This window comes from Kocuria aegyptia (assembly GCF_039530085.1).
Lineage (GTDB): Bacteria > Actinomycetota > Actinomycetes > Actinomycetales > Micrococcaceae > Kocuria > Kocuria aegyptia.
The window spans coordinates 80589-93918 of record NZ_BAAAOA010000028.1; the positions used below are offsets into that span (position 1 = coordinate 80589).

12 protein-coding genes are annotated in these 13330 nt (G+C 73.0%); 4 read left to right on the forward strand and 8 right to left on the reverse strand.

Going from position 1 to position 13330, the window contains the following annotated elements:
* Positions 1 to 36: 36 nt before the first annotated feature.
* The 5 genes from ABD220_RS11685 to ABD220_RS11705 all read right to left on the reverse strand — a co-directional run bounded on the left by ABD220_RS11685 (position 37) and on the right by ABD220_RS11705 (position 5035).
* Positions 37 to 1131, reverse strand: a complete 1095-nt coding sequence (locus ABD220_RS11685) for an AAA family ATPase (RefSeq protein WP_344122760.1) — start codon at positions 1129 to 1131, stop codon at positions 37 to 39.
* A 192-nt stretch (positions 1132 to 1323) separates the two neighbouring features.
* The gene (locus tag ABD220_RS11690; protein WP_344122762.1) at positions 1324 to 1734 is read right to left on the reverse strand and encodes a VOC family protein; all 411 of its coding nucleotides are present in this window, start codon (positions 1732 to 1734) and stop codon (positions 1324 to 1326) included.
* Positions 1735 to 1926: 192 nt separating this feature from the next.
* The gene (locus ABD220_RS11695; protein ID WP_344122764.1) at positions 1927 to 2565 is read right to left on the reverse strand and encodes an HD domain-containing protein; all 639 of its coding nucleotides are present in this window, start codon (positions 2563 to 2565) and stop codon (positions 1927 to 1929) included.
* A gap of 255 nt (positions 2566 to 2820) precedes the next feature.
* Positions 2821 to 3660: a creatininase family protein gene (locus tag ABD220_RS11700; RefSeq protein WP_344122766.1), complete on the reverse strand. Its 840-nt coding sequence runs from the start codon at positions 3658 to 3660 to the stop codon at positions 2821 to 2823.
* Between the two features lie 73 nt (positions 3661 to 3733).
* Entirely contained in the window at positions 3734 to 5035 is a 1302-nt protein-coding gene (locus tag ABD220_RS11705) for an Nramp family divalent metal transporter (protein WP_344122768.1), read from the reverse strand.
* A 194-nt stretch (positions 5036 to 5229) separates the two neighbouring features.
* Here ABD220_RS11705 and ABD220_RS11710 point away from each other — a divergent pair, with 194 nt between their 5' ends.
* Together ABD220_RS11710 and ABD220_RS11715 are read left to right on the forward strand one after the other, a co-directional pair.
* On the forward strand, positions 5230 to 5904 hold the full coding sequence (locus tag ABD220_RS11710; RefSeq protein ID WP_344122770.1) for a GntR family transcriptional regulator: 675 nt from the start codon (positions 5230 to 5232) through the stop codon (positions 5902 to 5904).
* 38 nt (positions 5905 to 5942) lie between these two features.
* Positions 5943 to 6794 carry an urea carboxylase-associated family protein gene (locus ABD220_RS11715; RefSeq protein WP_344122771.1) on the forward strand — a complete coding sequence of 284 codons (852 nt, stop codon included), beginning with the start codon at positions 5943 to 5945 and terminating at the stop codon, positions 6792 to 6794.
* A gap of 227 nt (positions 6795 to 7021) precedes the next feature.
* On the opposite strand, the gene ABD220_RS11720 is transcribed toward ABD220_RS11715, so the two are convergent.
* A complete protein-coding gene (locus ABD220_RS11720; protein ID WP_344122772.1) occupies positions 7022 to 7666 on the reverse strand; it encodes a maleylpyruvate isomerase family mycothiol-dependent enzyme in 645 nt (214 codons plus the stop codon).
* A gap of 226 nt (positions 7667 to 7892) precedes the next feature.
* Between ABD220_RS11720 and ABD220_RS11725 the strand changes: the two genes are divergently transcribed.
* Together ABD220_RS11725 and ABD220_RS11730 are read left to right on the forward strand one after the other, a co-directional pair.
* Positions 7893 to 9032 carry a metallophosphoesterase family protein gene (locus tag ABD220_RS11725; protein WP_344122774.1) on the forward strand — a complete coding sequence of 380 codons (1140 nt, stop codon included), beginning with the start codon at positions 7893 to 7895 and terminating at the stop codon, positions 9030 to 9032.
* Positions 9029 to 11662: an AAA family ATPase gene (locus ABD220_RS11730; protein ID WP_344122776.1), complete on the forward strand. Its 2634-nt coding sequence runs from the start codon at positions 9029 to 9031 to the stop codon at positions 11660 to 11662. The genes ABD220_RS11725 and ABD220_RS11730 overlap by 4 nt, the downstream gene beginning before the upstream one ends.
* An 11-nt stretch (positions 11663 to 11673) precedes the next feature.
* Here ABD220_RS11730 and ABD220_RS11735 read toward each other — a convergent pair whose 3' ends face one another.
* Together ABD220_RS11735 and ABD220_RS11740 are read right to left on the reverse strand one after the other, a co-directional pair.
* Entirely contained in the window at positions 11674 to 12243 is a 570-nt protein-coding gene (locus ABD220_RS11735) for a dihydrofolate reductase family protein (protein WP_344122778.1), read from the reverse strand.
* Positions 12240 to 13172 (reverse strand): helix-turn-helix domain-containing protein, encoded by a 933-nt coding sequence (locus ABD220_RS11740; protein WP_344122780.1) that lies wholly within the window; start codon positions 13170 to 13172, stop codon positions 12240 to 12242. Before ABD220_RS11740 ends, ABD220_RS11735 begins: the two co-directional genes overlap by 4 nt.
* Between the last annotated feature and the right edge of the window lie 158 nt (positions 13173 to 13330).

The following is a 13330-nucleotide window of genomic DNA, read 5'->3' on the forward strand; positions in this document are numbered from 1 at the left end:
ATCCGGACAGGGGCCGGGACGCCGATGCCCTCGACGCTATCGGCGGTTCCGCCGCAGGTGCTCGCGCAGCCCGGGGATGGCGAAGCGGACCAGCCCGTACCCGGCCGGCTCGATCAGCCCGGCGTCGATCAGCCGGGTCCGGTAGTTGCCGACGGTGTTCGGCCGGGCCCCGATCCGGGTGCCGATGTCCCCGGCGGCGGACGGTCCGTCGTCCTCCGCCATGGCCCTGAGGAAGTCGAGGTCGCGCGGGGAGGCGGTCGAGAGCGCTGCTTCGATGACCACGCGCTCGTTGCGGCGGTGCGCGGCGGCCACCGCCCGGTCCACCGTCTCGCCCGTGAGCGCGGCGGAGACCTTCTCCGCCTCCTGCCACAGGAAGTACCCCACCAGCTGGATCAGGAACGGATAGCCGCCGGTGGCCTCGGCGGCACGGCGGGCCTGGTCCTCCTCCAGGGTGAAGCCGCCCGCCGCGAAGGTCTCCACGTAGGACCGCTGGACCTCGCCGACCGCGGCCGCATGCAGGTCGATCCGGTCGGCGCGGCGGAGGAACGTGGCCACCCCCTCGTTCAGCAGGTCAGACACGGCCGCCGGCAGGCCGGCGAAGAGCAGGCCGACGGGCAGGTCCGCCCGGATGAAGTGCTGCACGTCCGCGGCCAGCTGGGCGATCTCCTGCCGGTCCGCGGCATGGATCTCGTCCACGGTGATGAGCAGACCGGTCCGCTGCTCCTCCAGCAGGCGCAGGAGCCGCAGGCCCTCTTCGCGCCACTGCAGCTGCTGCTCGGGCGGCAGCTGAGTGGTGAAGCCGAAGCCCGCCGCCGTGACCGCGGTGAGCCGCCGGCCCCGGGGTCCGCTGCCGAGCTCGTCGGCCAGCCGGCGCATGCCGTTGCCGATGCGGCCCGTGAAGCCTCGTGTCGCCGTCTCGGACACGACGGCCCAGCCCTGGGCGCGGGCCAGGTCCTCGGCCGCGCCGAGCATCACGGTCTTGCCCACGCCCCGGGCCCCCGTGAAGATGGTGAGCAGCCCGGGCGCTCCCGAACGGAGGCGCAGCCCGTAGGCGAACTCGTCCAGGACGCCGGCCCGGCCGATGATCTCCGGCGGGGAGGCCCCTGCGGTGGGACGGAAGGGATTCTGCACGTCGCCCCTGTGAATGTCGGTGAATCTTGTGAATCTTGTGAATCTGAGATTTCCAGCGTACTGCTCCGGGCCCCGGGAGACCCACGGTGCTCGGGACGTGCAGACCAACGGGAGCGACGAGTGGTGCGTCCGCCGGCGGACGCCTCGGCGTTGCGGCAACCGGACGTCGGGGGGCTCCGTCCGGAGCGCGGCTCAGTCCCGGGTCAGCACGATCGGGTCCGCCCACACGATGTTCCACCGGTGGCCGTCCGGGTCGGCGAACACCCGGTGGCTCGTGTAGCCGTCGTCCTTCCGGTGCCCCGCGGTGGCGCCGGCGGTGACCGCCCGCTCGACCAGGGCATCGACCTCCTCGGGGATGTCGACGATCAGCACGAAGCTGCCGCTCACCGTGCGGCGGGGGTCTGCGAGCTCCTGGTCCTCGCCGATGGCCTGCTGCATGAACCGCCGCTCGACGAGCGTGACCCCGAAGTCCTCCCCGAGATCCAGGACCATGCTGTGCCCCTCGGCCATGCCGGGAGCCGTCCGCCAGCCCAGGGCCTGGTAGAAGGACCGCGAGCGCTCCAGGTCGGCGACGGGGACGTGGGGAAAGAGCTTGTACGCCACGGGAACTCCTGGAGCATCGACGGGCCGGGGTTCCATGCTCCTCCGACCCCACGGACGGCACAACGGTGCAATGGCCCTGCCGGGGTCACCGGGGTGCGCGCGGGCCGTGCCGCGGCGTCGGCCACGGGGCGCCGGGGCCCGTCCGACGCGAGCGCACGCCGTCCCGTTCCCCCGCGCCACCGGTCCCCGGGATCACTCGGGCCAGGCGTTCTCCTGGATGACGCGCACGAAGTCCTCGCGGTGGAAGTCCGGGTCGAAGTGGGCGAGCACGTCGTCGTTCATGGTGCCGAAGGTGGTCTCGGGGCGGTCTGCCATGCCGTCGTAGAACGCGCGGAGGATCTTGTTCTTGAAGTCCGGCCGGGGGTGCGCGGCGACGACCTCGGCGCGGTGCTCCTCAGGGATCTCGTCCAGGTCGAGGCCCAGCACGTCGGTCTCGACGCCCAGGGTGACCACGGCGACCTCGGGCTCCAGGTGCAGCGGGATCTCCGGGGTGGTGTGCAGGGCGATCGCCAGCCACACGTTGCGCGCGTCCTGCGCGGAGCAGCCGTGGTCGCGCAGGAACGCCTGCGCCGCCGCGGCGCCGTCGATCTCGAAGCGCTGGTCCTTCGTGCGGTACTCGTCGGTGAGGCCGAGGTCGTGGAACATCGCCCCGACGTAGGCGAGCTCCGGGTCCACCTCGAGCCCGCGCGCGGCGGACTTGAGCATGCCGAAGAGGAAGACCCGGCGGGAGTGGTTGAACAGGCTCTCGTCGGCGGCCCGCCGGACCAGCTCGGTGGTCTCTCGGACGAGGGCGGAGTCCGGAACGGTGATGCCGGCGATGGTCTCGGGCATGGTGTCTCCTCTGCTCGGGTACGTGTCTGCTCGGGCACGTGGTGGCGTGCGGGACCGGCCCGTGACCGGTCCCCCTCCACCCTCTCCCGCCGGTGGCCGAATGCCCAGCGCCGGGACGGACGACCTGCCCGCGGATCCGGATCTCTCCCGATGACGAGGGCAGGTCCTTCCGGCGCGCCTGGTCGACGATCGGGTGGCCCGGCACGGCCTCGTCGGTCCGCCCGGTCCGGGCCACCCGCTCCCCACGGGCTCCGCTTAGCCCTGCGCGGCGCCGACGGGTCCCTCGTAGGTCCGCAGCCAGTCGACGAGCTCGCGCAGCCGCTCGACGATGTGGTCGTGGTAACGCCGCCCCTTCTCCTCGCTGAGCCCCTTCGAGGAGCTGAAGCTGCCGGTCGGGGCGAACCGCCGCTGCTCCTCCCCCGACCAGATGATGTCCACGCCGTCGGGTGCCGGGCCGAACAGGTCGTCGCCCACGAAGCCGCCGAAGACCTCCTGGAAGTCCACCCCGGCGTCGGTGAGCCGATCGGTGCGCACCGAGCCGGGGATCCGGTGGTGGACGTGGGAGAGCTCCAGCTCCCCGCCGTGATGCTCGTTGACCTCCTTCAGCCCCGGGGCCGCGGAACGCGCCAGGTGCAGCGGGTCCGCCACGGCGAAGAGCACTCCGGGCAGCTCCTCGTCGTGCAGCTGCCGCAGCGAGGTGGTCAGCGCCGGCAGGTTGGAGCCCTTGTGCCCGTTGATGAGCACGATCCGGTCGAAGCCGTGGCGGGCGAGGCTGCGGCAGACGTCGCGCACGAGCAGGGACAGGGTCGACGCCTGGATGCTGAGGGTTCCGGGAAAGGCCCCGTGGTGGCTCGAGTCGCCGAACCAGATCGGAGGCGTGCACAGGACGCCGGTGCGCTGGGCGAGGTCCTCGGCCAGGGTGATCGCCACGTAGGCGTCGACCCCCAGCACTCCCGCAGGACCGTGCTGCTCGGTGCTGCCCACGGGGACGACGGCGATGCGCTCCCGCTCCAGGTACCCGGCGACCTCCTCCCACGTGAGGTCCTGCATCCAGACGGACGGCAGTCCGCCGGTGGTCTCGGCCGGATCGGTCATGGCTCCTCCTCCTGTCACGGCATCCGCCCGCGGTGAGCGGTGCCCGTGCTCCAGTGTCCGCCGGAACCGGCGATCAGTCCCAGACCCCGAACAGGTCCGTGAGCTGGTAGGCGGCCAGGCCCGTGACGACGAGGCAGATGAGCACGCCCAGGACGTTGGCCACCGTTCCGTTGCGGTACCGGCCCATCAGCCGGGAGTTGTTCATGACGATCATCAGGAAGATCGCGATGACCGGCAGCAGCAGGCCGTTGGCCGCCTGGGCCACGATGATGATCTGGACGGGGTTGAACCCGGTCAGGGCGATGACGCCGCCCACGAGGAGCACGCTGATCCAGATGACCCGCGCGGGGGTGCTCCGCAGGTCGGTGCTGCGCCCGATCGTGCCGCTGATGGCGTAGGCCGCACCCAGCGGTCCGGCCACGGCGGAGGTGAACCCGGCGGCGAACAGTCCCACGGCGAACACCCACGGGGCGGCGGGACCGAGCAAGGGCTCCAGGGCGCGGGTCAGGTCCTGCCCGGTCTCGGCGGTCATGCCGCGCAGGAACATCGCGCCGAAGGCCGTGGCCATGACGACCAGCGTGATCAGGCCGCCGACCGAGATGGACAGGACCGTGTCGGTGCGCGACTGCCGCATCGACACGTCCGGGTCGAGGTCCTCGCCCCACTTCTCCTGCACCAGGCTCGACTGCAGGAAGAGGTTGTACGGCACCACGGTGGTCCCGATGAGGGCGATGGTGGTCAGCAGGGCGCCGGCGGGAACGGTCGGGACCACCATGCCGCGCAGCATCTCGCCGAGCGGCGGGCGGACCACGATCGCCGTGATCAGGAAGATCACTCCGAGCACGAACACCATGATCGTCAGGACGACCTCGATGGCCTTGTAGCTGCCGGTCCACAGCAGCAGGCCGATCAGCAGGAGGATGGCCACGACGACGATGCGCACGTCCAGGCCGGTGACGGTGGTCAGGGCGAGGGCGGTGCCGGTGGTGTCCCCGCCGGCGTAGCTGGCCCCGCCGATGCCGATCGCCGCGACGACGAGCACCACCATGACGGCGCGAGCGATGGTCGACTCGAACACCACCCGCAGGGCCTCGCCGAGGCTCAGGCGCGTGGCCAGGCCGAGGCGCCCGGTCATCTCCTGCAGGATGATCGTCGCGATGATCGAGAAGACCACCGCCCACGCGAGGGTGAACCCGTAGGACGCACCGGTCACGATCGAGGTGGTGATCGTGCCCGGTCCGATGAACGACGCGGCGATGATCAGTCCCGGGCCGAACGGCGATTGCCGGCGGCGGCCGGCAGCTCCGGGACCGTGCTGGTGCGCGGGGGCTTCCGGCCGGTCGGCGGGACCCTCTGGACGCCTGCTCTCGGGCATGGCCCGCTCCTTCGGTGGACGACGAGATGTGATCCCTCACACCATGGATGGTTGAACCATTTGACCACCCTTGAGGGGAGTCGAGAACCCCGACGACGCAAATTTACGCAATCTTCACCTCAGAGGCCGTCCCTGCGGTCCCGAGCGGATCTCGAGTTGAAGACAGGATGGTTCAACACTGATAGCGTCGAAGGGTGACGACCAGCGACGACGCCTGCACGGCCTCGGGCAGGGTCCGGGACGCGTTGCGCACCCAGATCCTCCGGGGCGGGCTGCCACCCGGGACCCGCCTCATGGACCGTGCCCTGGCCCTGCAGCACGGCGTCTCGCGCAACAGCGTCCGAGAGGCGCTGCGGCTGCTGGAGAGCGACGGGCTCGTCGTCTCGGCGCTCAACGCCGGCAGCTCGGTGCGCGTGCTGACCCCCTCGGACGTCGCCGACATCTATGCCGCGCGGCGCGTCCTCGAGATCGGCGGGGTCCGGGCCAGCTCCCGCGCCCCGGACCGGATGCTCACCGAGGTCGACGAGGCCGCCACCGCGGGCCTGCAGGAGCGAAACCTCGAGGACTGGCGCGGCGCGGGCACCGCGAGCCTCGTCTTCCACTCGACGCTGGTCGCCCTGGCCGGCTCGGCCCGGCTGGACCAGTTCTTCACCGACCTCGCCGCGCAGCTGCGGTTGGCCTTCGCCGTCATGCCGGACGAGGCCGCGTTCCAGTCGCAGTGGCTGGACCGGGACCGCACCATCGCCGACCTGCTGCTGTCGGGGCGCCGCGACGCGGCAGAGGTCGAGCTGCTGGCCTACCTCGCCGCCTCGGAGGCCGCTGTGATCGACGCGGTGCGAGCGGCACAGCGTTCCGTCCTCACCCCCTGAGACCTCACCCCACCCGTCCCCCACGAGAAGGAGACACCGTGCCGCACCCCGATCCGCGTCTGACCGAGGCCGCCTACCAGGGCCCCGCCCTGCAGGTCGACCGGGACTTCTACGGGCGCATCGGCGCCGAGACGCACCGGCGCACCCTGGTCCAGGAGTTCACCGTGCCCATCCGCTCCGGCATGGCCTGGGAGGTGCCCGCCGGGCACGTCTGCCGCATCTCCACCGTGGAGGGCCCCCAGGTCGGGGACCTCAACCTCTGGAACCGGCACGACCCCCGCGAACGCTTCTGGGCCTCCCGCACCCGCCAGCTGCAGGCCGCCCACGTGAGCACCTTCGACCGGCTGTGGTCCACCCTGCCCTTCCTGCGCCCGATGGCCACGATCGTCGGCGACACCCTGGCCGGCTACGGGGTCGACGCCGAGGGCGGACGCATCCACGACACCCTGGGCACCCGCTGCGACCCCTACGTCTCAGCCATGCTCAACGGCGTGGACTTCGACTACCACTGCCACTCCAACCTCGTGCGCGCCGTGCTGCCCTTCGGGCTCACCGAGTTCGACGTCCACGACGTGCTCAACGTCTTCCAGTGCACCGGGCTCAACGCCGAGGACCAGTACTTCATGAAGACCTGCCCGGCCGCCCCCGGCGACCACTTCGAGTTCTTCGCCGAGCAGGACCTGCTCGTGGCCCTCTCCACCTGCCCGGGCGGTGACCTGTCCAAGCCGATGTTCGGCCCCGGCGTCACCGACCCGGTCGAGATCTGCCACCCCCTGGGCGTGAGCGTCCACGCCCTCGACGAGGAGCTGCTGCAGGGCTGGTCCGAGCCGACCTCCCCGGACTACCGGGGCGCCCACGGGCTCGCCCACCGGCCCTGGGGCGCCTCCTGAGCCGACGCCGCGGTGGCCGGCCGGGTGTGTTGGCGTACGGGATCGGCTCGTCGCCGAGCCGCATCCCCTCGGTGCACGCACCGGTTCCGCCCGGGAGCAGCGCTGCACGGATGCGATCGCGAGGGCAGCCGGTGTCCCCGGCCACGCGTCCGCGGAGCGGCGGGTGATCCGCGCCGTGCCGGGCCACGCCCGGTCGGCGCACCGGTCCGGCGCTCGGGCAGACGCGCTCAGGCGGGTGAGCAGCGGGACCGCAGGATCGGCACGCCCTCACCCGTCAGGTCGTCGCAGTACGCCGCGCGGCCGGCCAGCGCCATGGTGAGCGCCAGCGTGGTCCCGCTGACCAGGGGTCCGGAGCCGGACGCGAACGGACCGTCGGTGGCCACCAGGCGCAGGCCCGCGGCGGCGCTGCGGCTGGGCACCGCGAAGTCCCGGCCGGCGAAGAACCGCGCCACCGCGGTCACGGCCTCGGTCGGCGGCGTGCGCGGCAGCCCGAGCGGGCGGCGGACGTCCTGGCCGTGCACCACGACCTCCCCCAGCCACGCCGCGGTGTCCTTGGAGGGCGCCACGGTGCTCCCGGCCACGGCGCGGAACCGCCGGAGCGTCTCGGCCGGGGTGGCTCCCCGGTGCTCCTCGAGGCGGCGCTGGTTGTGCCGGTCGAAGTCGAAGCGGGCGCCCAGCACGCTCCGGAGCCAGCGGACCCGGCCGGTGCTCGCGGCCGCGGTCAGGTGGGCCACGACGTCCTCCACGGTCCACCGCTCGCACAGGGACGGCTCCGCCCACTGCGCGTCGTCCAGGCCGGCCAGGTCCTCGGCCAGCCGCGCACGCTCGGCGTGGACGGCCGCCCACAGCTCTCCCGGGCTGGTCGGTTCCATGCGTCCACTCAAGCACACGCCGGCGCGGAACGACCCCTTCTTCGCGGATTCACCACGTCCACCGCGCCGGGCGCACTGCGCTCGGCAGCTCGGGCGCCGGCGGTGCGTCCGGCGAAGAGGTGGAGCGGTCCGGGGTGCCGGAGCCTCCGGTGTCCGCCGCTCCCGATAGCGTGGCAGAGGACCCCCTACGGGGAGAGCACCACCCGCCACGGACCGAGGAGCCTCGATGACGAGCACCCGTTTCCTCCACACGAGCGACTGGCAGCTGGGCATGACCCGGCACTACCTCGAGGGAGAGGCCCAGTCCCGCTACACGGGCGACCGGGTCGAGACGATCCGCCGCATCGGGGAGCTGGCCCGCGCCCGGGGATGCGCGTTCGTGGTGGTGGCCGGCGACGTCTTCGAGCACGCGAACCTCAGCCGCCGGGACGTCGGGCGCGCCCTGGACGCCATGGGCTCGGTGCAGCTGCCGGTGTACCTGCTGCCCGGCAACCACGACCCGCTCGGACCGGGGTCGATCTACGCCCAGGACGCGTTCCTCGGCTCGAAGCCGGACAACGTCGTGCTCCTGGACGAGGTGGGCCCGTGGCCCGTCGCCGAGGGCGTGGAGCTGGTGGCCGCGCCCTGGCGCAGCAAGCGGCCCGACGCGGACCCGGTCGCCCCGGCCCTGGAGGGGCTGGAGCCGGACGGAACGCTGCGCGTCGTCGTCGGCCACGGGATGCTCGACGAGCTGGACCCCGACCGCAGCTCCCAGGTCACCGTGCGCCGCGCGCCCCTGGACGAGGCGCTGGCCCGCGGGGCGGTCCACTACGTGGCGCTGGGCGACCGGCACATCCGCTGGCCCGAGGACGACCGCGGCGCGATCCACTACTCCGGCACCCACGAGTCCACGGGCTTCCGCGAACCCGGCCGCGGCCACGTCCTCGAGGTGGCGCTGGACGGCGGCTCCGTGGACGTGACCTCCCACGAGGTGGGGCAATGGGAGCACCGCGTCCTCGAACGGCAGCTCGACGGGTCCGACGACGTCGAGACGCTGCGGGCGGAGCTCGCCGCGCTCACGCCGAAGGAGCGGATCATCCTCAAGACCGTCTTCACCGGCACCCTGAACCTCTCGGAGTCCGCGCAGCTGGACCAGCTGCTGGAGCAGCAGGCCGAGGTCTTCGCGAGCCTCAACGCCTGGGAGCGGCACACCGATCTCGCGGTCGTCCCGGACCAGCACGAGTTCGAGGACCTGGACGTCGGCGGATACGCCGCCGACGCCGTGGCCGAGCTCCGCGAACGCGCCGGCTCCGAGGGCGAGGACGCGCCCGCCGCCGGGGACGCGCTCCGGCTCCTGTACCGCCTCGTGGGAGGATCTGCCCGATGAAGCTGCACCGCCTCAAGCTGGAGAACTTCCGCGGCGTGGCCGCGCGCGAGGTCGAGTTCCCCGACGCGGGGGTCGTCGTGCTGACCGGGCGCAACGAGATCGGCAAGACCTCGATGATCGACGCCCTGGACGCGCTGATCGAGCTCCCGGACAGCAGCCGGCACAAGAAGATCTCCGAGGCGAAGCCCGCCGGCCGGGACGTGCCCGTCCTCGTGGAGGCCGAGTTCTCGATCGGGTCCACCCGCGTGATCTACACCAAGCAGTGGCTGAAGCGGCCGTCCACGACCCTCCGTCACATCGGTTCCGGGGACGGCCGCACGCTCACCGGCCGCGAGGCCCACGACGCCGCCGAGCAGCTGTGGGCCGGGGCCGACACCGCGCTGTGGAAGGCCCTGCGCTTCATGCAGGCCGGCGGGCTGACCCAGAACGCCCTCACCGACAGCGCAGCGCTGCGCCGGGCCCTGGAGTGCCACGCCGGCCAGGCCCAGGGCGACGACCGCGAGGTCGCCTCCCTGCTGGAGCGCGTGCGCGCCGAGGGCGACAAGTACTGGACCTCCACGCGGAAGAAGAACGCCAAGTACCTCCAGGCCGAGACGGACCGCCAGCAGGCCGGGACCGCGGCCGCGGAGGCCGCGCAGGAGCTGCGGGGCATCACCGAGGTCGAAGAGGACCTGGCGGAGCTCGCGGAGGAGATCGCCACCACCGGCCGGAAGCTCGGTGCTGCCCGCGCGGAGAAGGCGGAACTGGACCGTGCCGCCGGGCAGATCGAGGCCGTCCAGCGGCAGCGGCAGGAGGCGCAGCGCCGCCGCGACTCCGCCCAGGCCGAGCTCGACCGCGCCCGGGAGCGCACGGCCCGCCGCGCGGAGCTCGTGGCCGCGCTGGCCGCCGACGAGGAGCGCAGCGCGGCGCTCGCCGAGGACCTGCGGTCCTGCGAGCAGGAGCTCACCCCGGTGCGCGAGCACGCGGAGGAGGCCGAGGAGCGCCGGGCCGCGGCCCAGGCCGCGGTGCAGGCCGCCCGGGCCGCCCACCGGTCCGCCCGGGAGGACCGGAAGCACCTCGACGACGTCGAGCGCCACCGCCGCGTGCTGGAGATCCTGGGCTCGCTCGAGGCGGTCCGGGCGCAGCTGGCCGAGCTGCGGTCCCGCCCGGCCACGGAGCTCGACCAGGACGTCCTGGACGAGCTCGAGCGGGCCGAGCGGGCGGCGGAGAAGGCCGAGGCGGAGCTGGCGGCCGGCAGCGCCCGGGTGGAGCTGACCGCACTGGGCCGCGCGCGCTCGATCCTGCGCGGCGGCACCCCCGAGGAGGTCGGCCCGCAGGAGCCGTGGTCCGTCCCGGTGACGGACGAGGTCGAGGTCGAGATTCCCGGCGAGTGGCGGCTGCGGGTCTTCCCGGAGCAGGGCATCGCGGCCCGCCGGGACGCCGCCCGCACAGCACGCGAGAAGTTCACCGCGCTGCTGGCGCGGCACGAGGTGGGCTCGGTCGCCGAGGCCCGCAGCGAGTGGCGCGCAGCGCAGGAGCTGGCGCAGCAGGTGCGCGAGGCCGAGGCCCAGCGCGACCGCTTGCTCGGCGGCGAGGACGAGAGCGGTCTGCGCGACGACCGGGACCGCCTCGCCGCCGCGATCGAGCAGTACGGCGAGCGACGCGACGACGACGCCCCCCTGCCGGAGACCGTCGGCGCCGCCCAGGAGACGGCCGATGCGGCCGAGGCCGCCCTCACCGAGGCCGAGGACGCCGCGCTCCGGGCCGAGGCCGCCGGCCAGGCCGCCCGGTCCGCCCTGGAGTCCGCGCAGACGACGCTGCACTCCCTGCAGGGCGCCGCGCTCGAGCAGGAGCGCGCCCTCACCGGCAGCAGCGCCCGGCTCGAGGACGCCCGCCGTGAAGTGCCGGACGAGGAGCTCGACCGCGCCGCCACCGAAGCGGCCGAGGCGCTGGCGGCGGTCCAGGAGGAGATCGACGGGCACGAGGCGGCCCTCGCCGGCCTCGACGCCGATCGGGTGCTCGGGGACCAGCAGCACGTCGCGGACGAGATCGAGGGGCTCGAGACGCTGCTGGCCGAGCGGCGGGGCCGCCACCACTCCCTGCAGGGTCGGCTCGAGGGCATGGGCCGCGACCGGGTGCAGCTGGCCCACGACCAGGCCGGGACGCGGCTCGAGGCGGCCCGGCGCCACCTCGCCGGGATCGAGCGGCGGGCCGAGGCCGCGCTGCTCCTGGAGCGGACGCTGCTGGAGCACCGCGAGCGCGCCCACGCCCAGTACGTCCAGCCGTTCCGCACCGAGGTGGAGCATCTCGGCAGGTCGGTCTACGGTCCGGATTTCGAGGTCCGGGTGAGCGGGTCTTTGGAGGTCGAGCAGCGCAAGCTCGACGGCGACTGGCTGCCGTTCCACGCTCTCTCCACCGGGGCCAAGGAGCAGCTGGTGATCCTCATCCGGCTCGCCACCGCCCTGCTCGTGGACCCGGAGGACGGGGTGCCGGTGCTGCTCGACGACGCCCTGGGCCACTCCGACCCGCAGCGCCTCCGCCGGCTGGCGTCGGCCATCACCACCGCCGGGAAGCGGACCCAGGTGATCGTGCTGACCTCGAACCCCGAGCGCTTCGTCAACCTGCGGGAGGCCCACCGGATCGAGATGTGAGCCCCGCGAGTTCAGGGAGTCGGTCCTCCGCCCGAGGGCGCCATCGGGCCCACCACGTCGTAGGTCGCGCAGACGAACGCGCGGTTGCGGGCCACGTCCTTCAGCTCCAGATCGAACCTGCGGGGGAACAGGGGGCGGCCCGCCCCGAGGGTCACCGGCGCGATGGAGACCATCAGCCGGTCCAGCAGTCCGGCCTCGGCGAACTGCGCGGCCAGATCCCCGCCGCCGACGACCCAGATGTTCTTCCCGCCGGCGGCGTCCGTGAGAGCGGCGTGGATCGGCGCCACCTCCCCCTGGGCGAAGCGGATGTCCGCCCCGGGGATCCCCGGCAGGTCCGCGTGGGAGACCACCCAGCTGGGCATGTCGTAGGGCCACCCCTCGCCGGAGGCGTGCAGGTGCTCGCGGACCCACTCGTAGGTGGTGCGTCCCATCACGACCGCCCCGATCCCGGCGATGAACTCGTCGTAGCGGAACGGTCCCTCAGGGTCGGAGTCCTGCCGGAACAACCACTCCAGGGAGTCCTGTTCGTCGGCGAGGTAGCCGTCCAGGGTGGTGGCGGTGTAGAAGACGGTGCGGGTCATCGGAGGCCTCCGGTACGTCGTTGCAACCATTCGATCGGGTCCCCGGCATCGGGGGTGACTCCGGCCCGGCGCAACATCAGCCGGGCCAGCTGGCGCCGGTGCGCGGAGAACGTGAGCACGTGGGCGATCACGCTGCTGACGACGAAGCTCTCCGGCGGGTCGCACAGCGCGTCGATGATCCGGTCGCCCCACGCAGCTCTCCGGTCGATGTCCCGGACCATGGCCAGCCACCGGGGGGCGATCTCCCGGTGGCGATCGGCCAGTGCCGCGGGATCGTCGTCACCGGTGTCCGGGGTGTCGTGCCCCTCGATGGCCGCCAGCCAGATCTCCTTGGTCACGACGAGGTGGCGCAGCACCTGGGCGAGCGACTCGTCGGGGCCGTCCCAGCCCAGGGGCGCGCTGCCGGGCACGTGCACCCTGCGGTACTCCTCCTCGGACACCCCTTGTGCCAGCGCCAGCAGGTCGCCGACGTCCTCGACGTCGTGGTGCAGCATCAGCTCCGTCACGTCAGCCGCCGCCGGCCGGGCCGTTGCGGCTTCGTGGGTGTCGACCCACAGCGAGGTCGGAGGGTGGAAGTGGATGCCGTTGGGAGCCGGCAGCCAGTGGCTCGTGCTGCGCTCGGCGGCGGTGCTGGGGGGATGGCCGAACGCCCTGGTGAAGGCGCGGGCGAAACCGTCGACGGACTCGTACCCCGCAGACCACGCCGCCTCGGTCACCGATCGGCCCGTGCCCAGTTCCCACGCCGCCCGCTCCAGCAGGACCCGGCGCCGCATCGTCACCGGCGGCTCCCCGGTGCCGCGGGTCAGCCGGCGGCTGAAGTGGTAGGGCGAGGACCAGGCACCACCGGCCATGTCCTCAAGAGTGCGGTTGTTCTCATCGAGCACCGCGTCGAGCAGCTCGCGAAGTCGGTCACGCTCCTGATCCGGCATGTCCCCAGTCTGACGGGATCGGGTCCGGCAGCGCCCGACCGTCCTTGCTCTCTGCAGCGTCGCCTTCCGGACGGCACAAACTTCCGGAACGCAAAGGTCCGCGCTGCAGACGGGCCGCGCGCGGGTGCTCGTCCTCCGTCATCGGCGGCCGATGACAC